20 protein-coding genes are annotated in these 20,959 nt (G+C 61.2%); 13 read left to right on the top strand and 7 right to left on the bottom strand.

Annotated elements, in window-relative coordinates:
* The first annotated feature begins 40 nt into the window (after window positions 1–40).
* Window positions 41–826 (top strand): TrmH family RNA methyltransferase, encoded by a 786-nt coding sequence (locus AC3WLT_RS02580; RefSeq protein ID WP_492590360.1) that lies wholly within the window; start codon window positions 41–43, stop codon window positions 824–826.
* Window positions 827–897: 71 nt separating this feature from the next.
* Here the strand turns inward: AC3WLT_RS02580 and ppsR are convergent, their stop codons facing one another.
* On the bottom strand, window positions 898–1,713 hold the full coding sequence (gene ppsR, locus AC3WLT_RS02575; protein ID WP_492590359.1) for a posphoenolpyruvate synthetase regulatory kinase/phosphorylase PpsR: 816 nt from the start codon (window positions 1,711–1,713) through the stop codon (window positions 898–900).
* A 510-nt stretch (window positions 1,714–2,223) separates the two neighbouring features.
* On the opposite strand from ppsR, the gene ppsA reads away from it, so the two are divergent.
* The 3 genes from ppsA (at window position 2,224) to AC3WLT_RS02560 (ending at window position 6,257) form a co-directional block, all read left to right on the top strand.
* The gene (gene ppsA, locus AC3WLT_RS02570; protein WP_492590358.1) at window positions 2,224–4,629 is read left to right on the top strand and encodes a phosphoenolpyruvate synthase; all 2,406 of its coding nucleotides are present in this window, start codon (window positions 2,224–2,226) and stop codon (window positions 4,627–4,629) included.
* Window positions 4,630–4,784: 155 nt separating this feature from the next.
* Window positions 4,785–5,228: an NfeD family protein gene (locus AC3WLT_RS02565; RefSeq protein ID WP_492590357.1), complete on the top strand. Its 444-nt coding sequence runs from the start codon at window positions 4,785–4,787 to the stop codon at window positions 5,226–5,228.
* Between the two features lie 96 nt (window positions 5,229–5,324).
* Window positions 5,325–6,257, top strand: coding sequence for an SPFH domain-containing protein (locus tag AC3WLT_RS02560; protein WP_492590356.1), 933 nt, complete (start codon window positions 5,325–5,327; stop codon window positions 6,255–6,257).
* 131 nt (window positions 6,258–6,388) lie between these two features.
* Here the strand turns inward: AC3WLT_RS02560 and smpB are convergent, their stop codons facing one another.
* Entirely contained in the window at window positions 6,389–6,835 is a 447-nt protein-coding gene (gene smpB, locus AC3WLT_RS02555) for an SsrA-binding protein SmpB (RefSeq protein ID WP_115101181.1), read from the bottom strand.
* 100 nt (window positions 6,836–6,935) lie between these two features.
* On the opposite strand from smpB, the gene AC3WLT_RS02550 reads away from it, so the two are divergent.
* Both AC3WLT_RS02550 and AC3WLT_RS02545 read left to right on the top strand, forming a co-directional pair.
* Window positions 6,936–7,373, top strand: a complete 438-nt coding sequence (locus AC3WLT_RS02550) for a type II toxin-antitoxin system RatA family toxin (RefSeq protein WP_492590355.1) — start codon at window positions 6,936–6,938, stop codon at window positions 7,371–7,373.
* Window positions 7,370–7,702: an RnfH family protein gene (locus AC3WLT_RS02545; protein ID WP_492590354.1), complete on the top strand. Its 333-nt coding sequence runs from the start codon at window positions 7,370–7,372 to the stop codon at window positions 7,700–7,702. Before AC3WLT_RS02550 ends, AC3WLT_RS02545 begins: the two co-directional genes overlap by 4 nt.
* Before the next feature lie 102 nt (window positions 7,703–7,804).
* Here AC3WLT_RS02545 and AC3WLT_RS02540 read toward each other — a convergent pair whose 3' ends face one another.
* Complete coding sequence (locus AC3WLT_RS02540; RefSeq protein WP_492590353.1) at window positions 7,805–8,782, bottom strand: DMT family transporter; 978 nt, start codon at window positions 8,780–8,782, stop codon at window positions 7,805–7,807.
* Window positions 8,783–9,139: 357 nt separating this feature from the next.
* Here AC3WLT_RS02540 and guaB point away from each other — a divergent pair, with 357 nt between their 5' ends.
* The 3 genes from guaB to guaA all read left to right on the top strand — a co-directional run bounded on the left by guaB (window position 9,140) and on the right by guaA (window position 13,147).
* Entirely contained in the window at window positions 9,140–10,600 is a 1,461-nt protein-coding gene (gene guaB, locus AC3WLT_RS02535) for an IMP dehydrogenase (protein WP_492590352.1), read from the top strand.
* 6 nt (window positions 10,601–10,606) lie between these two features.
* Window positions 10,607–11,359 carry a hypothetical protein gene (locus AC3WLT_RS02530; protein WP_492590351.1) on the top strand — a complete coding sequence of 251 codons (753 nt, stop codon included), beginning with the start codon at window positions 10,607–10,609 and terminating at the stop codon, window positions 11,357–11,359.
* A 204-nt stretch (window positions 11,360–11,563) separates the two neighbouring features.
* Window positions 11,564–13,147 (top strand): glutamine-hydrolyzing GMP synthase, encoded by a 1,584-nt coding sequence (gene guaA / locus AC3WLT_RS02525; RefSeq protein WP_492590350.1) that lies wholly within the window; start codon window positions 11,564–11,566, stop codon window positions 13,145–13,147.
* A gap of 666 nt (window positions 13,148–13,813) precedes the next feature.
* Here guaA and AC3WLT_RS02520 read toward each other — a convergent pair.
* Window positions 13,814–13,969 (bottom strand): hypothetical protein, encoded by a 156-nt coding sequence (locus AC3WLT_RS02520; protein ID WP_492590349.1) that lies wholly within the window; start codon window positions 13,967–13,969, stop codon window positions 13,814–13,816.
* Window positions 13,970–14,331: 362 nt separating this feature from the next.
* On the opposite strand from AC3WLT_RS02520, the gene AC3WLT_RS02515 reads away from it, so the two are divergent.
* Window positions 14,332–14,667: a helix-turn-helix domain-containing protein gene (locus AC3WLT_RS02515; RefSeq protein WP_492590348.1), complete on the top strand. Its 336-nt coding sequence runs from the start codon at window positions 14,332–14,334 to the stop codon at window positions 14,665–14,667.
* The gene (locus AC3WLT_RS02510; RefSeq protein WP_492590347.1) at window positions 14,660–15,907 is read left to right on the top strand and encodes a type II toxin-antitoxin system HipA family toxin; all 1,248 of its coding nucleotides are present in this window, start codon (window positions 14,660–14,662) and stop codon (window positions 15,905–15,907) included. Before AC3WLT_RS02515 ends, AC3WLT_RS02510 begins: the two co-directional genes overlap by 8 nt.
* Window positions 15,908–16,404: 497 nt before the next feature.
* Here AC3WLT_RS02510 and panB read toward each other — a convergent pair whose 3' ends face one another.
* From panB to AC3WLT_RS02495, 3 genes are all read right to left on the bottom strand, one after another.
* Window positions 16,405–17,235 (bottom strand): 3-methyl-2-oxobutanoate hydroxymethyltransferase, encoded by an 831-nt coding sequence (gene panB, locus AC3WLT_RS02505; RefSeq protein ID WP_492590420.1) that lies wholly within the window; start codon window positions 17,233–17,235, stop codon window positions 16,405–16,407.
* Window positions 17,236–17,552: 317 nt separating this feature from the next.
* The gene (locus AC3WLT_RS02500) at window positions 17,553–17,996 is read right to left on the bottom strand and encodes a PaaI family thioesterase (RefSeq protein ID WP_492590419.1); all 444 of its coding nucleotides are present in this window, start codon (window positions 17,994–17,996) and stop codon (window positions 17,553–17,555) included.
* A gap of 124 nt (window positions 17,997–18,120) precedes the next feature.
* Window positions 18,121–19,062: a LysR substrate-binding domain-containing protein gene (locus tag AC3WLT_RS02495; protein ID WP_492590346.1), complete on the bottom strand. Its 942-nt coding sequence runs from the start codon at window positions 19,060–19,062 to the stop codon at window positions 18,121–18,123.
* A gap of 80 nt (window positions 19,063–19,142) precedes the next feature.
* Here AC3WLT_RS02495 and AC3WLT_RS02490 point away from each other — a divergent pair, with 80 nt between their 5' ends.
* Window positions 19,143–19,541 (top strand): nuclear transport factor 2 family protein, encoded by a 399-nt coding sequence (locus AC3WLT_RS02490; protein ID WP_492590345.1) that lies wholly within the window; start codon window positions 19,143–19,145, stop codon window positions 19,539–19,541.
* Between the two features lie 295 nt (window positions 19,542–19,836).
* Window positions 19,837–20,907, top strand: a complete 1,071-nt coding sequence (locus AC3WLT_RS02485) for a branched-chain amino acid ABC transporter substrate-binding protein (RefSeq protein ID WP_492590344.1) — start codon at window positions 19,837–19,839, stop codon at window positions 20,905–20,907.
* The last annotated feature ends 52 nt before the right edge of the window (window positions 20,908–20,959 follow it).

Genomic DNA, 20,959 nt, shown 5'->3' with positions numbered 1-20,959 from the left:
GTCGCCAACTCTTTCCTCATTCTCACTGTCTGCGCTGCCTGTGAAAGCCATCACCTCGCGGGACAATCCGCTCTATAAGCGCCTCAAGGCATTGGCCGGCTCGACGCATCAGCAGCGTCGCAGCGGTCATGCGCTGCTTGAAGGCTTCCATCTCGCGAGCACCTATCTCGACGTCGCCGGGCAGCCGGAAATGTGCATCGTCACGGAGGGCGCGCTGCGTCACGACGAGGCGCAGGACATCGTGTCACGCATCGACGAGCATCGGATCGTTACGCTGCCGGATGCTTTGTTCGGTCAGTTGTCGAACGTAGTGCACGGCGTCGGGATTGTGCTGCTGGTCGAAAAGCTCGACACGCCGTTGCCGGAACAGGTCGCGCAGACCTGCCTCGTACTCGATGGCGTGCAGGATGCCGGCAACGTTGGCTCGATTCTGCGCAGCGCGGCTGCTGCCGGTATTCAACAGGTGTTCTGCGCGCCGGGCACGGCGTACGCGTGGTCGTCGAAGGTGTTGCGCTCGGGGATGGGCGCGCATTTTCTGCTGCAGATTCACGAGGACGTCGAAGCGCAGGCGCTGATCGAACGCCTCGCGGTGCCCATCGTCATTACGGATTCGCACGGCGCCGAGGCGCTTTACGATTGCGATCTGCGCGGACCGTTGGCGTGGGTGTTCGGTAACGAAGGGGCGGGCGTGTCGCAGACGTGGCGCGATGCGGTCACGTTGCGGGTGACGATTCCGCAGCCGGGTGGCATGGAATCGTTGAACGTGGCGGCGGCCGCCGCGGTCTGCGTATTCGAGCAGTGCCGCCAGCAGCGCCGCCGCGCGTGAGCGCATGACATAAAACGCGCGCGGCCACTCGCGGCCACGCGCGTTCCTTCTTCAGGCCGCGCTCAACGTGCTCAATAAACCGGCCGGTCCAGCTTGATCTCCTGCAAGATCGTCGTCGCGATCTCTTCGATCGACTTATGCGTCGACGACAGCCACTTGACGCCTTCGCGCCGCATCATCGTCTCCGCTTCATTGATCTCGTAACGGCAATTTTCCGGTGCGGCGTACTTGCTGCCCGGCCGGCGCTCGTTACGAATCTCCGACAGCCGCTGCGGATCGATCGACAAACCAAACATCTTCTGCCGATGCGCCAATAGCGGCGTGGGCAGCTTGCCGCGTTCGAAATCTTCCGGAATCAGCGGGTAATTGGCCGCTTTCACACCATACTGCATCGCCAGATACAGGCTCGTCGGCGTTTTGCCGCTGCGGGATACGCCCACCAGAATCACGTCGGCGTCGGCGAGATTACGGTTCGATTGACCGTCGTCGTGCGCGAGCGAAAAATTGATCGCCTCGATGCGGTTCTTGTATTCCTCGGTGTCCGCATTCTGGTGACCGCGGCCCATCGCATGGCTCGACTTCAGCTCCAGTTCCTGTTCGAGCGGCTCGACGAAGGTCTGGAACATATCGAGCACGAGCGCGTTCGAACCTTTGACGATCTGGTTCGACGCGCTGTCCACCAGCGTGGTGAACACGATCGGACGGCGGCCGTCCTGCTGGATTGCTTCGTTGATCTTTTCGAGCGTGGCGTAGGCTTTGTCGATCGAGTCGACGAAGGGCACCCGAACCAGGCGGAATTTCTGGTCGAACTGGGAGAGGATCGAATGCGCGAAGGTTTCGGCAGTGATCCCGGTCCCGTCAGAGACGATGAATACGGTGGGCGGCATCAGTGGAGCTGGGGAACATGAGCGGGAAAGAGCGCTCGAATGAAACATCGCTGCGTGGACTTCGCTGCACGGCGGTTAACCGGGGATTGCAGCGGCGTCGACGGAGCGCGCCGTGGGCACCGCAACTGCGCCCGGATGCGGCTTGGGCCTCGCTAGGAGCCCGCCGGCCGGTCCGGGGCGCGATTCGAGGCGCAATTCTCGTCCGACTGTCACATTTTGAGAGTCGGCACGGTAGAATAGCGGCAACCTGTTGGATAAGCAATTGCAGGCGATTGGCGTCTAACTTACCGCGAACGGTCGTTCAACGCCTCGCTATCAGCTGGTAACCTGCGGCGAATGGGGTGGATCGATCGGTAAATTCGTCCAACCGCTTTCTTCGTCGTGGATCAGGCTTTTCAGGCGATTGTTTCTCCAACAGGTTGTGCAAGACGCGAGGTCACGCTTCCTATGAGCGCTCGCGTTCAAGCCCACTTGCACAGCCGTGAATTTCTTTCACACTTAGGGGCTTGTATGACTAACGCAGTTACCGTCGCAAAGGATGAGGCGTATGTAGTTCCGTTCGAGCAGTTGCGGATGACCGATGTGGAAATTGTCGGCGGCAAGAACGCGTCGCTTGGCGAGATGATCAGCCAGCTCGCCGAAGCCGGCGTGCGTGTGCCGACCGGTTTCGCCACCACGGCGCTGGCCTTCCGTGACTTCCTGCATCACAACAATCTGACTGAACGCATCGCCCAACGTCTCGAAACGCTCGACGTCGACGACGTGAAGGCGCTCGCCGAAGCGGGCAAGGAGATCCGTCAATGGATCGTCGATGCGCCGTTGCAGCCGCGTCTCGAAGCGGATATCCGCGCAGGCTTCGACACCCTGCAAAACAGCTCGCCTGAAGAGCTGTCGTTTGCCGTGCGTTCGTCGGCAACGGCGGAAGACTTGCCGGACGCATCGTTCGCGGGTCAGCAGGAAAGCTACCTCAACGTGGTCGGCATCGACGACGTGCTCGATCGCATGAAGCACGTGTTCGCGTCGCTGTATAACGACCGCGCTATCTCCTATCGCGTCCACAAGGGCTTCACCCACGCGGAAGTCGCGTTGTCTGCCGGCGTGCAGCGCATGGTGCGCTCGGACGTCGGTGCGGCCGGCGTGATGTTCACGCTGGATACCGAATCGGGCTTCAAGGACGCCGTGTTCATCACGTCGAGCTACGGCCTGGGCGAAACGGTCGTGCAGGGCGCGGTGAATCCGGATGAGTTCTACGTCTACAAGACCACGCTCGCGCAAGGCAAGTACCCGATCATTCGCCGCTCGATCGGCTCGAAGCTGATCAAGATGGAATTCACCAAGGCCGGCGAGCAGGGCCGCGTGAAGACCGTGGACGTGCCGCATGAGCAGCGCAACCGCTTCTCGATCACCGACGAAGACGTGATCGAGCTGGCGAAGTACGCCATCATCATCGAAAAGCACTACGAGCGTCCGATGGACATCGAGTGGGGCAAGGACGGCCGCGACGGCAAGATCTTCATCCTCCAGGCGCGTCCGGAAACGGTGAAGAGCCAGGCCGCGGGCAAGGCCGAGCAGCGCTTCAAGCTGAAAGGCCAATCGAACGTGCTGGCAACCGGCCGTGCCATCGGCCAGAAGATCGGCGCGGGTCCGGTGCGCGTGATTCACGATCCGTCGGAAATGGACCGTGTGCAGCCGGGCGACGTGCTGGTCGCCGACATGACCGACCCGAACTGGGAGCCGGTGATGAAGCGCGCTTCGGCAATCGTCACGAACCGTGGCGGCCGGACCTGCCACGCGGCGATCATCGCGCGTGAACTGGGCGTGCCGGCGGTGGTGGGCTGCGGCGACGCGACCGACGTGCTGAAGGAAGGCGCGCTCGTCACCGTGTCGTGCGCGGAAGGCGACGAAGGCAAGATCTACGACGGTCTGCTCGAAACCGAAATCACCGAAGTGCAGCGCGGCGAACTGCCGCCGATTCCGGTGAAGATCATGATGAACGTGGGCAACCCGCAACTGGCCTTCGATTTCTCGCAACTACCGAACGCAGGCGTGGGTCTGGCGCGTCTCGAGTTCATCATCAACAACAACATCGGTGTGCACCCGAAGGCGATTCTCGAGTACCCGAACATCGATCAGGACCTGAAGAAGGCCGTGGAAAGCGTGGCGCGCGGCCATGCATCGCCGCGCGCGTTTTACGTCGACAAGCTGACCGAAGGCATCGCGACGATCGCGGCGGCGTTCTATCCGAAGCCCGTGATCGTGCGTCTGTCGGACTTCAAGTCGAACGAGTACAAGAAGCTGATCGGCGGCTCGCGCTACGAGCCGGACGAAGAAAACCCGATGCTGGGTTTCCGTGGCGCGTCGCGTTACATCGCCGAAGACTTCGCCGAAGCGTTCCAGATGGAATGCGTCGCGCTGAAGAAGGTGCGTGAAGAGATGGGCCTCGACAACGTCGAGATCATGGTGCCGTTCGTGCGTACGCTGAAGCAGGCGGAGCGCGTGGTCGGGCTGCTGGAGAAATTCGGCCTGAAGCGCGGCGAGAAGGGCCTGCGCCTGATCATGATGTGCGAAGTGCCGTCGAACGCGATTCTCGCCGAGGAATTCCTGCAATTCTTCGACGGATTTTCGATCGGTTCGAACGACCTGACGCAGCTCACGCTCGGCCTCGACCGTGACTCCGGCATGGAACTGCTGGCCGTCGACTTCGACGAGCGCGATCCGGCCGTCAAGTTCATGTTGAAGCGCGCAATCGACACGTGTCTGCGGCTGAACAAGTACGTCGGTATCTGCGGCCAGGGCCCGTCGGATCACCCGGACTTCGCGCAGTGGCTGACCGATGAAGGCATCAAGTCGATCTCGCTGAACCCGGACACGATCATCGAGACGTGGCAACAACTGGCGAAGTCATCGGCGAAGTAAGCTGTCGAGCGGCCGTCGCTAAGCGGCTTGCATAACGAGCGGTGCGGTATGTCAACTTCGCGTCGAAAGCGTGCTGTACCGCTCGGTAAAATGCACCCGCTTCGTGCTATAAACACCCCGGTAGATCCGGGGTGTTTTGTTTTGTGGAGGTCGACGTGGCGCCAGGTGGATTGTTCTGGTGGATCGGGGCGGGCGTGCTTGTCGCGCTGGAGTTGATGAGTGGCACGTTCTATCTGTTGATGATCGCGTTGGGCTTTGTGGCAGCGGCTATTGCGCACATGGCGGGCGCGGCCGCCGATCTTCAATTGGCGGTCGCCGCCGTGGTGGCGCTGGCGGCCGTGGTGATCTTGCGGCGCTCGCGTTTTGGCCGCAGTCGGCGCAAGGAGGCGTCGAAGAACCCGGACGTCAATCTGGATATCGGTCAGACGCTGACCGTGCCGGTCTGGCATGAGCGCCGCGCGCGAGCCAATTATCGCGGTGCGGAATGGGACGTCGAACTGGCCGCCAGCGAGCCCGAAGACGCGCAGGTCTACGAAATTGTCGAACTGCGCGGCAGTTGCCTCGTCGTCGTAGCGCGCAAACGCGCGACGGCGGCCTGACTGTGCACACACATCAGGCGCACATCACGCACAAAACACGTACGCAATACGGACCGCGCACGCGCAACAATTCGAACTACAGACGGGAGGGCAGCAATGGATTCGACCATCGTCGGGGCGGTGCTTCTGATCATCGTGATCGTGCTGGCGGCGCAGACGCTCAAGATCGTGCCGCAGCAGCATGCGTGGGTGCTGGAGCGGCTTGGCCGCTATCACCGCACGTTGACGCCGGGCTTGAGTTTCGCGTTTCCGTTCGTCGACCGGATCGCTTATAAGCACATCCTCAAGGAAATCCCGCTCGAAGTGCCGAGCCAGGTCTGTATCACGCGCGACAACACGCAGTTGCAGGTGGACGGCGTACTGTATTTTCAGGTCACAGACCCGATGAAGGCGTCGTACGGGTCGAGCAATTTCGTGTTCGCGATCACGCAGTTGTCGCAGACCACGCTGCGTTCGGTGATCGGCAAGCTCGAACTCGACAAGACGTTCGAAGAGCGCGACTTCATCAACCACAGCATCGTGTCCGCGCTCGATGAGGCCGCCGCGAACTGGGGCGTGAAGGTGCTGCGCTACGAGATCAAGGACCTGACGCCGCCGAAGGAAATTCTCCACGCAATGCAGGCGCAGATCACCGCCGAGCGTGAAAAGCGCGCGCTGATCGCGGCGTCGGAAGGGCGCAAGCAGGAGCAGATCAACATCGCGTCAGGCGGCCGCGAGGCGGCGATCCAGAAGTCGGAGGGCGAGCGGCAGGCGGCCATCAACCAGGCGCAAGGGCAGGCGGCGGCGATTCTCGCGGTGGCGGAAGCCAACTCACAGGCGATTCAGAAGATTGCAGCGGCGATCCAGTCGCATGGTGGGATGGAGGCGGTGAATCTGAAGGTGGCCGAACAATATGTGAACGCGTTCGGCAATCTGGCGAAGCAGGGCACCACGCTGATCGTGCCGGGCAATCTTGCGGAGATGAGCTCGATGATCGCGTCGGCGTTGACGATCGTGAACAAAGGGAAGGGCGTATCGGACGTGCGCTGAGCGCTTTTGTCCTTGCCGAAAAAATGGCCCGCTGAAGAATCGGCGGGCCATTTTTTGTTGAATTACTGCTTTGGAAAGCAAGGTGGCAAACAAAGCGCGGCAAATCCGCGCATCGTGCGACGCCGATCAGATCATGTCGGCGAGCGCATCAGGCGCGCCTTTTCGCGTTCCCAGTCGCGCTTCTTTTCGGTCTCGCGCTTGTCGTGCAGCTTCTTGCCCTTCGCCAGACCGATCTCGCATTTGACGCGGCCGCCTTTGTAATGGAAGTTCAGCGGCACGAGCGTATAGCCGCGCTGCTCGACCTTGCCGATCAGTTTGCTGATTTCCTCGCTATGCAGAAGCAGCTTGCGCGTGCGCACCGGGTCCGGGTTGATGTGGGTCGAGGCTTCGGGCAGCGGGCTGATGTGCGTGCCGATCAGGAACAGTTCGCCGTTACGGATCACCACGTAACCTTCCTTGATCTGGCCGCGCCCGGCGCGCAGCGCCTTGACCTCCCATCCTTCGAGCACGAGCCCTGCTTCATAGCGTTCTTCGACCGAGTAGTCGTAGAAGGCTTTTCTGTTGTCGATGATGCTCATGAATGGAAAGTGCCCAACTCGTTTAAAATCACGATTTTAGCAAAGCGGGGCAAGGAAAGCCCGCGGCGCTTGTCCACCCTTGCCACGTGCTGTTCAATTTATGGCGGATGTCCAGAAAACCGTGTTGATCCGCCATTCGGCGGAACAGATGTTCGACCTCGTCACCGACGTCGCCGATTACCCCAACTTCCTGCCGTGGTGCGGGGGAGTCGAAATCCGCCGCCAGGACGAAACCGGCATGGAGGCGAAGATCGATATCAACTTCAAGGGCATCAAGCAGCATTTCGCCACCCACAACAGCATGGAGCGGCCCACGCGCATCGACATGGAATTCGCGGACGGCCCGTTTCGCAAATTCACCGGTTTCTGGCGTTTCACGCCGCTGCGGGCCGATGCCTGCAAGATCGAATTCGCATTGCACTACGAATTCACCAGCGTCATTCTCGAGAAGATCATCGGGCCGGTGTTCAGCCACATCGCCAACACCTTTGTCGAGTCATTCGTGAAGCGCGCCGATCAGCGCTACGGTAAGGCATGAGCGCGCGCTTGTCGATTGAAGTCTGCTACGCGCTCGCCGATACGCAGACGCTGATCGCCATCGAGTTGCCCGAAGGCGCCACGGTGCAGCAGGCGCTCGACGCGAGCGGCATCCTGCAGCGCCACCCGCAAATCGATCTGACGAAGCAGAAGGTCGGCGTGTTCGGCAAGGTCAAAACACTGGATACGGTGCTCGCCGACCACGACCGGGTTGAGATTTACCGGCCGCTTCTGGTGGATCCGAAGGTGTCGCGTCAGCGGCGCGTCGAGAAGACCCGCAAGGCGGGTTCGATCGAAGGCCGCCGCTGGCAGAACAAGGATTCGCGCTGAGTGCATCCCGTGGCGCGCTTCGGCCTGTACTTCGGCTGTAGCGCGCTAACCGGTTCGCGTGAACCGCGGCCATTGCGCGATGCCGGTGCGCCTGCGCAAACCTCAGTGCGCCGAAACCTGTGCCTTCTCCTCGATCGAGGGCTCGCCGGACGAATCGTCGCCGGCATGCTGGCGCACCGACCAGCTCACCCCCGCCACCAGTAGCAAAATCGCCGCCGTTTCCAGCGGACGCGGGAGCCGCTGGTCGTAGATGAACGCGTAGAGCAGTGCGAACAGCGTTTCGAACACGATCAACTGACCGGACAGCGTCAGCGGCAAGCGCTTCGACGCGGCGTTCCACAGGCCGTTGCCGAGCCACGAAGCGCCGATCGCGAGGGCCAGATTCAGCACCCAGAAGGTGTGCCAGCGGTTGTCCGCAAGCGTGCTTTGCAGGCTGCCAGACGGCAGCATGGCGACCACCAGCCACAGGGCGGCGCCGAGCGCGCCGGTTATCACGCCCCATAACACCGACCATTCGTTGCCGCTGAAATGTGTCTGGCGTTGCAGATAGCGGGCGTTTTCGACCGCGAACCACGTCCAGCAAGCCAGCGCGCCGACTGCGCAGGCGAGGCCGGCCAGCTTCGTGACGATGCTCACCGGCGTGCTGTCCGCCACGGTAAACACGTCGACGTTGATGCACGCGATGCCCGCCATCACCATCGCCAGCGGCCACGCGAGGCGCGCGAGCGGCACGGCGCCGTGGTCGCGCCGGCCGAGCAGCGTCACCGTGACCGGCAATACGCCGACGATCAGCGACGCCGGCGCGATGCCGACCATATGGACGGCGGCCGTCAGCAGCAGGTAATAGAGCAGGTTGCCCGCCAGCGCCAGCTTGACGAGCGCGCTGAGATCCTCGCGGGTCAGGCGTTTGACGAGCGAGCGCGCCATCGGCAGAGCGGCGGCCAGCGAGACGACGCCGTACATCGTGTAGCGGCCGGCGCTCAGCAGCAGCGGCGAAAAATCGGGCAATACCCGCGGCACCAGAAACACCATGCCCCATAAGGCCCCGGCCATCACCCCATATGCCACGCCGCGCTGCATCGACTGCCCCTGCAAAAAACTGGAATGGTGCGGAGAATAGCCGGTTGGAGGGTGGCGCGTCTTGTTTGATTCTGCATTCGCGGCCGGCTTCCGTCGTATTCAGCGGCGTGTGGCCGCCCCGATTCGGCGCGAGCGCCGGAGCAAATTCCGGCGCTCACCCCGGCTGGCGGCTCGCCGCCTGCGAACGCGCAAACGAAATCCGATCGAACCCGAGCCGAACAGGCAAGCGAAATCGAAGTGCCTGAAGTCACGAAAAGTCACGAAAAAAATCGCCTGAAATTCGCTAAGCTGCTGTTCGTGCAGTGAAAACCGGGGAGGTATCGCGTATAATTCGCTTTTGCGCCTATAGGATTTGCCATGCGTCTGATCCAAACAGCACTCACGTTCGATGACGTGCTCCTCGTCCCGGCCTACTCCGATGTTCTGCCGCGCGACACCAGCCTCAAGACCCGGCTGACCCGCAACATCTCCCTGAATATGCCGCTCGTGTCCGCCGCGATGGACACCGTCACCGAAGCCCGTCTCGCGATCGCAATGGCGCAAATGGGTGGCGTGGGCATCATCCACAAGAACCTCACGCCGGCCGAGCAGGCGCGTGAAGTCGCCAAGGTCAAGCGCTTCGAATCGGGCGTCGTGCGCGATCCGATCACGGTTCCGCCGCAAATGAAGGTGCGCGACGTGATCGCGCTGTCGCACCAGCATGGCATTTCGGGCTTCCCGGTCGTGGAAGGCGCGCAACTGGTCGGTATCGTCACGAACCGCGACTTGCGTTTTGAAGAGCGTCTGGACGAGCCAGTGCGCAATATCATGACGCCGCGCGAGCGCCTCGTCACTGTCAAGGAAGGCACGCCGCTCGCCGAAGCCAAGGCGCTGATGCACAGCCACCGCCTCGAGCGCGTGCTGGTCGTCAATGACGCCTTCGAACTGCGCGGCCTGATGACCGTCAAGGACATCACCAAGCAAACCGAGCACCCGGACGCATGTAAAGACGAACACGGCAAGCTGCGCGCGGGCGCGGCGGTCGGCGTCGGCGAAGACAACGAAGAGCGCGTGGCGCTGCTGGCGCAGGCGGGCGTCGACGTAATCGTCGTCGATACGGCGCACGGCCACAGCAAGGGCGTGCTCGAGCGCGTCAGGTGGGTCAAGCATAATTTCCCGCACGTCGAAGTGATCGGCGGCAACATTGCGACTGCCGCAGCTGCGAAGGCGCTGGTCGAGTACGGTGCGGACGGCGTGAAGGTCGGTATCGGCCCGGGCTCGATCTGCACGACACGGATCGTCGCCGGCGTCGGCGTGCCGCAGGTCACCGCGATCGCCAACGTGTCCGAAGCGTTGAAGGGCACGGGCGTGCCGGTCATCGCCGACGGCGGCGTGCGCTTCTCGGGCGACGTCAGCAAGGCGCTGGCAGCGGGTGCGAATGCCGTGATGATGGGCAGCATGTTCGCCGGTACTGAAGAAGCGCCGGGCGACGTGTTCCTGTATCAGGGCCGCCAGTACAAGTCGTACCGTGGCATGGGCTCGGTCGGCGCGATGAAGGACGGCGCGGCGGACCGCTACTTCCAGGACAACTCCGCAAACATCGACAAGCTGGTGCCGGAAGGCATCGAAGGCCGCGTCGCCTACAAGGGCTCAGTCAACGCGATCCTGTTCCAGCTGATCGGCGGCGTGCGCGCCAGCATGGGCTACTGCGGTTGCCGCACGATCGCGGAGATGAACGACAAGGCCGAGTTCGTGCAGATCACGGGCGCGGGCTTGCGCGAGTCGCACGTGCATGACGTGCAGATCACCAAGGAAGCGCCCAACTACCACGTGGACTAAACGCGAATGAAGCCATTGCTGCGCGCTGTACTTATCCTCGATGCCTTGCTGTTGCTTGCGTTCGGCCTGCTGTTTCTGCTGACGCCCTGGACTTCGCTGTACAACGCGCTGCAACTGGTGCAAACCCAGCCGGCTCTGGCCGGCCAGGGGTTCGGCGTGGCGCTGATCGGGCTCGCGTGGCTTGCGTTGCATGCGTCGATCGACGGTGCGCTGACGTCGACGGTCGCCAAGGTAGTCGGGCATGTGAACTGGCTGACCGGCGTGTTGATGCTGGTATGGCTGCTCGGCTTGCATACGCCGGCGTTGACCGGCTTTGGGCAGATCGTCGCGGTGCTGACCGGTGTAGTGCTGCTGCTGATCGGCCTCGGCGGCGTGCGTTTGTCAGGCGCGGTGCGGCGTCGCGAGAAGGTGCGGCTGGCTGAGGCCGCCGCTACCGGGCGCGCCGAGCGGCAGGCCGCGAAAGATGCAGCCAGAGATGCCGGCAAAGAGACAGTCAAAGATGCAAGCAACAAGCGCGAACCCGGTCGTGTGACGGCTGAATTTCCGGCCTATCGCGCGGAGCCGGTGGTCGAGCCTGTCTTGCCGGCGACGCGCCCCGTCAATGCAGTTTCGGCGGCGCCGGTTCATCCGGTGGTCGACGAACCTGGTCTGACGGCGACGGAGCGAGCTGCGCGGGCTGAAACCGCTGCCGCGCGCGACGAGGCCCGTAACGCAGCCGCCGATGCACCCGGCGCGCCCCGGCCGCCGTTTCATGGCTGACGCGCTCAGCGCCAAACCGTCTGCCGAAGCTACCGGATCGTTCGTGCGCGCCGCAAGTGAGTGTGCCTGCGGTGCTGAACATCTGGACGCGCTTCATCGTTGCGCTTCATGCTCGACGGTCCGCCACGCGGACCGCTTTGAATTCAACGCCGCGCTTCGTGCGCGGCATCCCGTATCCGTTCACTTTTGACTCCGTCCGCTGCCATGCATGACAAGATCCTGATCCTCGACTTCGGTTCGCAAGTCACCCAACTGATTGCACGTCGCGTTCGCGAAGCCAACGTGTATTCGGAAATTCATCCCTACGACGTCGATGCGTCGTTCATTCGCGATTTCGCGCCGACGGGCGTGATCCTGTCCGGCGGCCCGAGCTCGGTCACCGAAACGGATACGCCGCGCGTGCCGCAAGCGGTGTTCGAACTCGGCGTGCCTGTGCTCGGCATCTGCTACGGCATGCAGGCGATGGCCGAGCAACTGGGCGGCAAGGTCGATATCGGCCACCTGCGCGAATTCGGTTATGCCGAAGTGCGCGCGCGCAACCATACGAGCCTGCTCGAGGGCATCAGCGATTTCACCACGCCGGAAGGTCACGGCATGCTGAAAGTGTGGATGAGCCACGGCGACAAGGTGCTGGAAATGCCGCCGGGCTTCGCGCTGATGGCGTCGACGGAATCGTGCCCGATCGCGGCGATGGCTGACGAAAAGCGCCATTTCTACGGTCTGCAATGGCACCCGGAAGTCACGCACACCGTGCAGGGCCGCGCGATGCTCGAGCGCTTCGTGCTGCAGATTTGCGGCGCCAGGCCCGACTGGGAAATGGGCCATTACATCGACGAAGCGGTCGCAAAGATTCGCGAGCAGGTCGGCAGCGAGCATGTAATTCTGGGCTTGTCGGGCGGCGTGGATTCGTCGGTGGCGGCGGCGCTGTTGCATCGCGCGATCGGCGATCAGCTGACCTGCGTGTTCGTCGACCATGGCCTCTTGCGCCTGAACGAAGCCGAGCAGGTGATGGCGACCTTCGCCGATCACCTCGGCGTGAAGGTGATTCACGTCGACGCGAGCGAAGTGTTCCTCTCGAAGCTGAAGGGCGTCACTGACCCGGAAGCGAAGCGCAAGATCATCGGCGCGGAATTCGTCGAAGTGTTCCAGGCTGAAGCCGGCAAGCTCACCGACGCGAAGTGGCTCGCGCAAGGCACGATCTATCCGGACGTGATCGAATCGGCCGGCAAGGGCAAGAAGGCAACGCAGACGATCAAGAGCCATCACAACGTGGGCGGCCTGCCTGAGACGCTGAATCTGAAGCTGCTCGAGCCGCTGCGCGAACTCTTCAAGGACGAAGTGCGCGAACTCGGCGTCAAGCTCGGTTTGCCGCCGGCGATGGTGTATCGCCATCCGTTCCCGGGCCCGGGTCTGGGCGTGCGGATTCTCGGCGAAGTGAAGCGCGATTTCGCCGACCTGCTGCGTCGCGCGGATGCGATTTTCATCGAGACGCTGCACACCTTCATCGATAAGGAAACCGGCAAGTCCTGGTACGATTTGACGAGCCAGGCGTTCGCGGTGTTTCTGCCGGTGAAGAGCGTCGGCGTGATGGGCGACGGCCGCACTTACGAGTACGTCGTCGCGCTGCGCGCCGTGCAGACGCTGGACTTCATGACTGCGCACTGGGCGCATCTGCCGCATGAATTGCTGGGGCATGTGTCGAACCGGATCATCAACGAAGTGCGCGGAATCAACCGGGTGGTGTACGACATCTCGGGTAAGCCGCCGGCAACGATCGAGTGGGAGTAGGGGCTCCTGAAATTCTCTTTAAAATCAAAATTCTACGGTGGGTGGTGAATAACGCACGCCCAGTTCTAAATTGGCCGGTGCAGGTTTGTAAGCCTTTGGGAAATATGGGAATTCTAAAAGTGCATCCGCACCTGCTGCGAGCCCGGGCAACCGCAATTTGACGGTATTTCTGACGGTATACGCAGGCAGCACGCGGAGGGGCTCGCTTAATACCGTCAGCGGTACCGACGGTATCTTTGACGGTATCTGGGCGATGCTGCAGACGCTTTGGCTTGTCTGCTTGCGGATCGTGGCACGAGGCCCTGATTGCGGCGGTGTTGAGCGCACGAACAGGGGACGTCGCGCGCATTGCGACCGGAAAGTAGCAAAGCCTTCACCATATGCACGGTCTTATGCGGCGCTTATTCAACATGAATGTCGATGCGGAGCTCGAACCGGTTGTGGTTTCTTGATCCGGGCCTGCGCGCTTCGGTTGCGTGGGGTCTGCGCCAACTGTGGTCGGTTGCCTGTCCAGCAGTCTTCCCTGAATTCATCACATTGTCCGCGACCGTGCGCCGTCAAGGCGCGCCGGGCTGTCCTCGGCTGCGCCTGCGGGCCGCACCCACCCGGCGCTTCTTTCCTTGACGGCACCCGTCCGCGCCCACCTGGCCGTCGCGGACGATGAACTTAGGAAAGGCGGTGGTTTCCGCCGCCGTTCTCGAGATTGATGATGGTGTCGGTCGGAAGGCCCGTGCCGGGGTCGGTCAGGTTGAATGTGACTGCTTCGTACCAAGCGGTCCGGTAGCCGCAGTTGGCCAAGTGGATGCGCGAAATCCTCTGCATATCAATCTACTCTCCGTAGGGTTACTGCCAACTGCGCCATCTCGTAAAGCTTCCGCAATGCCAGTTCGCGCAGTTGCACACGAAGCCGGTGCGTCGCCGTGTACGTATCCGTACTTTTGAGTGCAATGAACTCGAAGGATCATCATGCTACTGCAATTGTTACCCGACTTTGCCACGCTTCAGCGCTGGAACGAGTATGGCGGTACTGGTGATCGTATCTCTCACGAATCATCTTGAAATGCTAGGTCTTCGCGGTTTATGAAACTGTTCGGGCACTGATCGTCCTCCGTAGCCATGTCGTTTGGCGTTAATGTAATCTTCGTGCTACATTAATAGAGTTAGAGACTTATCAAGGTAGCAAAATGCCAACCCCTCACGCTTCTTCGGCCGGCGTCAGGCGGGCGCTGCGTAAATTGGGCGCCGATATTCACGATGCGCGCCGCCGCCGACGGTTGACCATGGCGGTGGTTGCCGAGCGGGCCTTCACGTCGAGAGCAACTCTGCAGCGCGTCGAGGGGGGTGATCCGGGCGTTAGCATCGGCATCTATGCGGCCGTGCTGCAAGCGCTTGGGCTTCTGGATGGACTACTGGAGGTTGCCGACGCTGCCCGGGATACAGTGGGGCAGTCGCTGGCAACCGCGGCATTGCCGCAGCGCGTCCGGCTGCCCCGTAGCGGGGGGACGGGTGGCCATGGCTGATGTCGAGGTGTATATCGATCTCGACGGCACGCCGCGGCCAGTGGGGCTGCTCAGACGCCATGCGTCGCGTCGGGAAGAAACGGTCACGTTCGAATATGACGAGACCTGGCTGGCCGACGACGAGCGCTTTTCGATTGAGCCGGCGCTGGCGTTGACGCGCGGTGTCTTCCCACCGCAGCCTGATCAACCCATCTTTGGTTCGATCGGCGATTCGGCGCCGGATACCTGGGGGCGCCGCCTCATGCAGCGCGCGGAGCGTCGACAAGCCGAACGGGAAGGGCGGCGCGTCCGCACGCTCGGTGAACTGGACTATCTGCTGGGCGTAGCGGATGAAACGCGCCTGGGCGCGCTGCGATTCTGCTGGAGCGGAGAAGACGAATTCCAGGCGCCCGTGCCCGCCGGTGTCCCCGCGCTGATCGAATTGGGGCGGCTGCTTCAAATCACTGAGCGCATCCTGCGGGACGAGGAAACCGATGAGGATTTGCAACTGATCTTCGCGCCTGGGTCGTCACTCGGTGGCGCACGTCCCAAGGCCTCGGTCATCGACCAGTACGGCCATTTGTCGATTGCCAAATTCCCGAAGGAGACCGACGAATACAGCATTGAGACCTGGGAGGAAATCGCCCTGCGATTGGCTGAACGCGCCGGCATTTCCACCCCGCATCATGAACTGCTCCAGGTAGCGGGCAAGCCTGTGCTGCTGTCGCGTCGCTTCGATCGCTCGGGGAGCATTCGCATTCCCTTTCTCTCGGCTATGTCAATGACGGGGTCGCGGGACGGTCAACGCGGCAGTTATCCCGAACTGGTTGACGCACTGACACAACACGGAGCGAAGGCGCGGGCCGATGCTGCGCAGTTATATCGACGCGTGACGTTCAATGTGCTGGTTTCCAATGTCGATGACCATCTGCGCAACCACGGCTTCCTGTGGGCGGGGCGCGATGGGTGGGTGTTGTCACCGGCCTATGACCTCAATCCCACGCCAACCGATGTTAAGGCGCGCATCCTGACGACTAACATCGATCTCGACGAGGGAACGTGTTCGGTCGGCCTCCTTGAAAATGCGACGGAGTTTTTCGGCTTGTCGCTGAAACAGGCTCGGGCCACGATGCGGGAGGTGGCTGACGTGACCCAGACATGGCAAGCGGTTGCCGAGGAGGTCGGTTGCAGGCGAGCGGAGATCGCACGCATGGCGAGTGCCTTCGAGCACGATGATCTTTGCGCTGCATTGCGGTTGTGACCGGTATCGAGGACCGCGTTCGAAAGAGCCTGACGGTATTGGTGGCGGTATCGCCGGGGAGGTGTCTCGCCAGCCTTGGCGCGGGAGAAACTGTTGGACGCTCGGCGAAGGCCGGTCTCCGGCTGTGGAGAAGCAGCGGGAGAAGCGCCGGCGGGCCGACGCAAAAACCTTTGATGAATTGGCAGCTAACGGGCTTCAGGGAGCCAGAATGGCGGACACGACACGGTCCATGCTAATACATCGGCCGTCGAACACCGGCGATCAGGACCTCCGACGCGGCGTCCAACTTCGGTAGCCGACCCGGGGCGGCCTTTCGCATGGGGCTGTCCGTCAAAAGGCTGTGACCGGACATCTACGGCCGTTCGCTCACGCTTCCACAGACGTTCGAGCGTCGGCTACGGCCAGACAGCGGACCGTCGCACGACGACGGTTGCCGGCGCAGAAGCGGTGCGCGGTCCTACGTGATATGAAGACGAAATCGTTTGACGTGGCGCTGCTTAAAAGCAGTGTTCCGGCGCAGGGAAGCGTTTGTTCTTCACCGCCTCGATATAGGCGCGGATCGCTCCTTCGATGCTCGACTGCCCGTCCATGAAGTTACGCACGAAGCGAGCGGTTTTGCCGGGGAACACGCCCAACATGTCGTGCATCACGAGCACTTGACCCGAACAGTCCGGACCGGCTCCAATACCAATTGTCGGGATGTCTAGCATCTCCGTCACCTCCTTGCCTAGTGAGGTCGGAATGGCCTCAAGGAGGAGGAGAGATGCGCCTGCTGTCTGCAGTGCCATAGCATCGGCTTTCAATTGCTCTGCGTCTTCCGCTTTTTTACCCTGTACCTTGAAGCCACCGAGTCGATGCACGGACTGCGGCGTCAAGCCCAGATGAGCGAAAACTGGTACACCACGTTCAGTGAGAAATTTCACGGTATCGACCAGCCAGGCTCCCCCTTCGAGTTTGACCATATGCGCACCTGCCTGCATGAGTTTCACCGCGTTGTCGAATGCAGACTGCGGAGTTGCATAGGTACCGAATGGCATGTCCGCGGCCACCAATGCGGATCGGTTCCCTCGGGTGACAGACGCCGTGTGATAAGCAATATCCGCAAGTGTGACCGGCAATGTCGTGCTGTGCCCCTGCAACACGTTGCCCAGTGAATCCCCTACTAGCATCACATCAACGCCACAGCGGTCCATCAGCGAAGCGAAGCTGGCGTCGTAGCAGGTCAGCATCGCAATCTTTTCGCCTGCACTTTTCATATTCAATAGTGAAGGCGCGGTGACCACTTTGCTGCGTACGGTGCTTTGGCCTTCTTGAAGATATCCAGACATATTCATTACTCGATGTTGAAGAAGTTCACACTTGTAGCGTGTTTGCCGAGCTGCCAAAGAGCAGGTCGAGTTCATGCCACGTTCGACTGAGTTCAAGTTGTCATCGCCTGCCGCTCGAGCGCGGGGGGCCTCGATAAAAGACCAAGTCGCGCGCGCCGGATTCGAAGCAACACTTTATGTTCGCTTCAGAAACGTTGACTGAGTGCTTCAGGCCGGTATTGCACCTATGTCAACGGGCTGAGTGCGGCTCCATGCCGGAGTTCGTCGAGACCACTGAACCATCTCGCCAAGCTGGACTGGCTCCGGTCTACCTGGTCCTACTTCTCCACCTTGTCGTGCATCACCATGATCGTTTGTTGCATCAGTGCACAAAGCGTTTCACGGCCGTCTTTGACAGCGAATACCTCTGCCTGAGTGACGATTAGCGTACGGCCGGGGCGGACAACCTGGCCACGGGCGATCAGGATTTCGCCGTCGGCCGGAGCGACCAGATTCATCTTGTATTCGACAGTCAATACAGACGCACTGGCCGGCACCAAGGTCATCGCAGCGTAGCCGCCTGCGGAGTCGGCAATCATACCCACCACGCCGCCATGTACGAAGCCGTGCTGCTGCTCGACACCACTCCAAACTGGTAGGTGAATTTCGGTGTGGCCGTGTTCAATCACGGGCAAAGTCGCCTGGATCAACGTCATCGCATTCTGGCGCATGAAGCTGGCGCGAATGCGTTCGGCGAAAAGGGAGTCGGGAATATGTGCCATAAAGGGGATTGTATTGGTAAATTCCATATCATCGCGCGACGCGAGCGGCTCCAATGCCGATGACGCGACCGACAGCTCAGCGGACGCATGTGGCGATTGCTTTTGTTTGGCGCACTCGCGTAAGTCACTCTTCTTGCGCCAGCCGCACGAGGATGTCGGCAAGGGCACGAATCTTCGGCTGGGCCGCACGTTGAGATGGATATACCAGAAAGTACGACGCACCGTTTCGCACTACCTCGCGAAACGGCGTCATCAGGGAACCCACATTAAATTTTTCTTGCGCCATGCGTGGATCGCCGATTGCAACCCCATGACCTTCTGCTGCGGCAGTGAGCGTCAATTCAAGTGTATCGAATACAAGCCCCTGTCGAGCATTGATGTACGTCGCCCCGACACCATCAAGCCAACCACGCCATTCCGCATAACCAGGTCCAGGATGTAGCAACGTCGCGTCCGCAAGATCAGCGACCGATCTGAGAGACGCAGCCAATGCGGGTGTGCACATGGGCGTGAGCGTCTCGGCAAACAGCGGTACCGCTTCTACGCCCGCCCACTGTCCGGTGCCACGCACGACAATGGCGTCGACATCCGGCGCGGTGAAATCCGGCATGTCGTCAGCGGATGTCGAGATGCGCAGTTCAGTGCCGCCCAGCGCATTGTTGATGTCTGCCAGCCGCGGGAGCAACCAGCGAATCGCAAACGTGGACGGTAACCGCAGCGTAATCACCGACGCCGCGCCATGCTGAATTGCAGCATGCTGAACGAGTTGCGTCAGCACGTGGACTGCCACCGTGAGCAGCGTGTTCCCCTCTGCTGTCAATGCCAGCCCCGACGCGTGACGCACGAACAGCGCACATTGATAGTGCGCTTCCAGTTGCTGGATCTGCCGGCTGACCGCTCCCTGCGTGCGGCACAGATGGTCTGCGGCCTTGCTGACGCTGCCGGGAGACGCCGCAGCGACGAACGCCTGAAATCCAGCTAGCGACGGCAGCGGGCGGGTCAGATCGGCCAGCGGGTATGTTCCGGTTGCATACCCCGCTTGCGGATTTTTCGATTGTTCGGTCATCGGCGCGTCGCTATCGTGTTTCAACCAGGGGCGTGCTCGTTTGACCGGGCCGCATCTTTAACGAATTATCGGAGGTTACTGTGGTGTCGTCGCCGGAACTACTCTATACGCAGCAGGTTCGCACCTACCTCAAAGAGTTGGAGCGCGGCGACGTCGCCGCGATCTGCGCCCTGTTTGCACCGGACGCACAGATTTTCTCGCCGTTTCTCGGTTGGATGCAAGCTGCACCGTTCTTTGCCAAAGTCAGCGAAGCATCGGGAGAGAGCACGATCAGGCCTATCGACATCTGCGTGAGCACAACGGGCGCTCGGCGTGCGACGGGTTACTTCATCTACGATTGGGTGCTGAAAGACGGCTCCGCGGCGAGCTTCGAGTGCGTCGATGTGTTCGAGTTCGACGCCAACGGGCTGGTCGAGCGCATGATAATTGTGTACGACACTTATCCTATCCGCAGCACTGTCGGCGATAAGTACGCGTAGTTTGCCGACTAGTCGTTTACTCGGTCATGTCTCTGGTCGAACCGCTGAATTGTGCGTTTTGCCGCGTACACAACGCGGTATTCCGCATCTTTAGGCTGCACCTAATCCCCGCTTTCGAACAATCAAATTCCAACCTGTTTTTGGTGTCGGCAACCTGCGTTCTACCTCGTGAACGAACGCGAGGCGACACTCAGGAACGATAGCTGAGACCTGTTCGTTCCTGCATCGAAGCCTGCTCTTGGAGATGGTTATGAACGGCCGGAAAGGATTGGTTAAATTAGGTGCGGCACTCAGCATGGGCGGAATGGCTCTGGCCTGTTCGGCCACTGCGGACGCAAGCGTTGTGGTGGGAGTGGCAGGTCCGATGACGGGGGAGTACGCATCGGGGGGCGACCAGTTTCGCAAAGGCGCGGAACAGGCGGTGAAAGACATCAATGCGGCAGGTGGTTTGCTCGGGCAGCAACTCGACCTGGTCGTCGGTGATGACGTCTGCGATCCCAAGCAGGCGGTTTCCGTCGCCAACAGTTTCGTCAACAAGAAGGTGGCGTTCGTCGATGGCCACTGGTGCTCCAGTTCCACGTTGCCCGCGTCAGATGTCTACAACGACGCGCAGATTCCGCAGGTGACTGTGTCGACCAACCCCAAAATTACGGAGCGCGGCATTAAGGGGATTTTCCGTATCACGGGCAGGGACGACCAGCAGGGACAGGTCGCGGCGGACTATATCGCCGCGAACTTCAAGGGCAAGAAAATCGCCGTCATTGATGACAAGACGGCGTATGGCGGCGGTCTGGCGGACGAGATTGCAAAAGATCTGGCGGCGAAGCAGACACCCGTGGCGCTGCGCCAGTCGATCACGGCCGGTGAGAAGGACTACTCCGGTTTGATCAGCAAACTGAAGGCGAACGGCATTCAGATTCTTGCTTACGGCGGCTACTACCAGGAAGTCGCACTGATTCTGCGGCAGGCGGCGCAGGCAGGGCTCAACGTGACCGTCCTCGGCGGCGACACGCTCACGAACAATGAACTGGTGACTGCCGCAGGGCCGGAAATCAACAAGGTCCTGTTCACCTTCCCGCCCGACCCGCGTAAGAGTGCCGCAGCCGCAAAGGTGGTGGCGGCCTTTCGCGCGCAGAAGATCGAGCCGGAAGGCTACATGCTGTACTCGTATGCCGCCATGCAGGTTTTCGCAGAGGCCGCGAAGAAAGCCAACTCCACGGACTATGCGGCGATCGTGAAGCAGCTTCACAACGCATCGTTCAGCACGGTAGTCGGCCAGGTGGATTTCGACGCGAAAGGCGATCTGAAGAGCCCCGGCTATGTGGTCTACCGCTGGAAAGGCAACAACTACGACTATGTAAAGTGAAGCGTCCTGTCCAGTCTTTGTAGCAAGGAAAGAGGCGGTGCGTCGCTCTACT

It is taken from the genome of Paraburkholderia sp. FW306-2-2C-D06C, from assembly GCF_058781505.1.
Note: the sequence above shows the minus strand (reverse complement) of the source record. Positions and strands in the feature narration are given on the sequence as shown.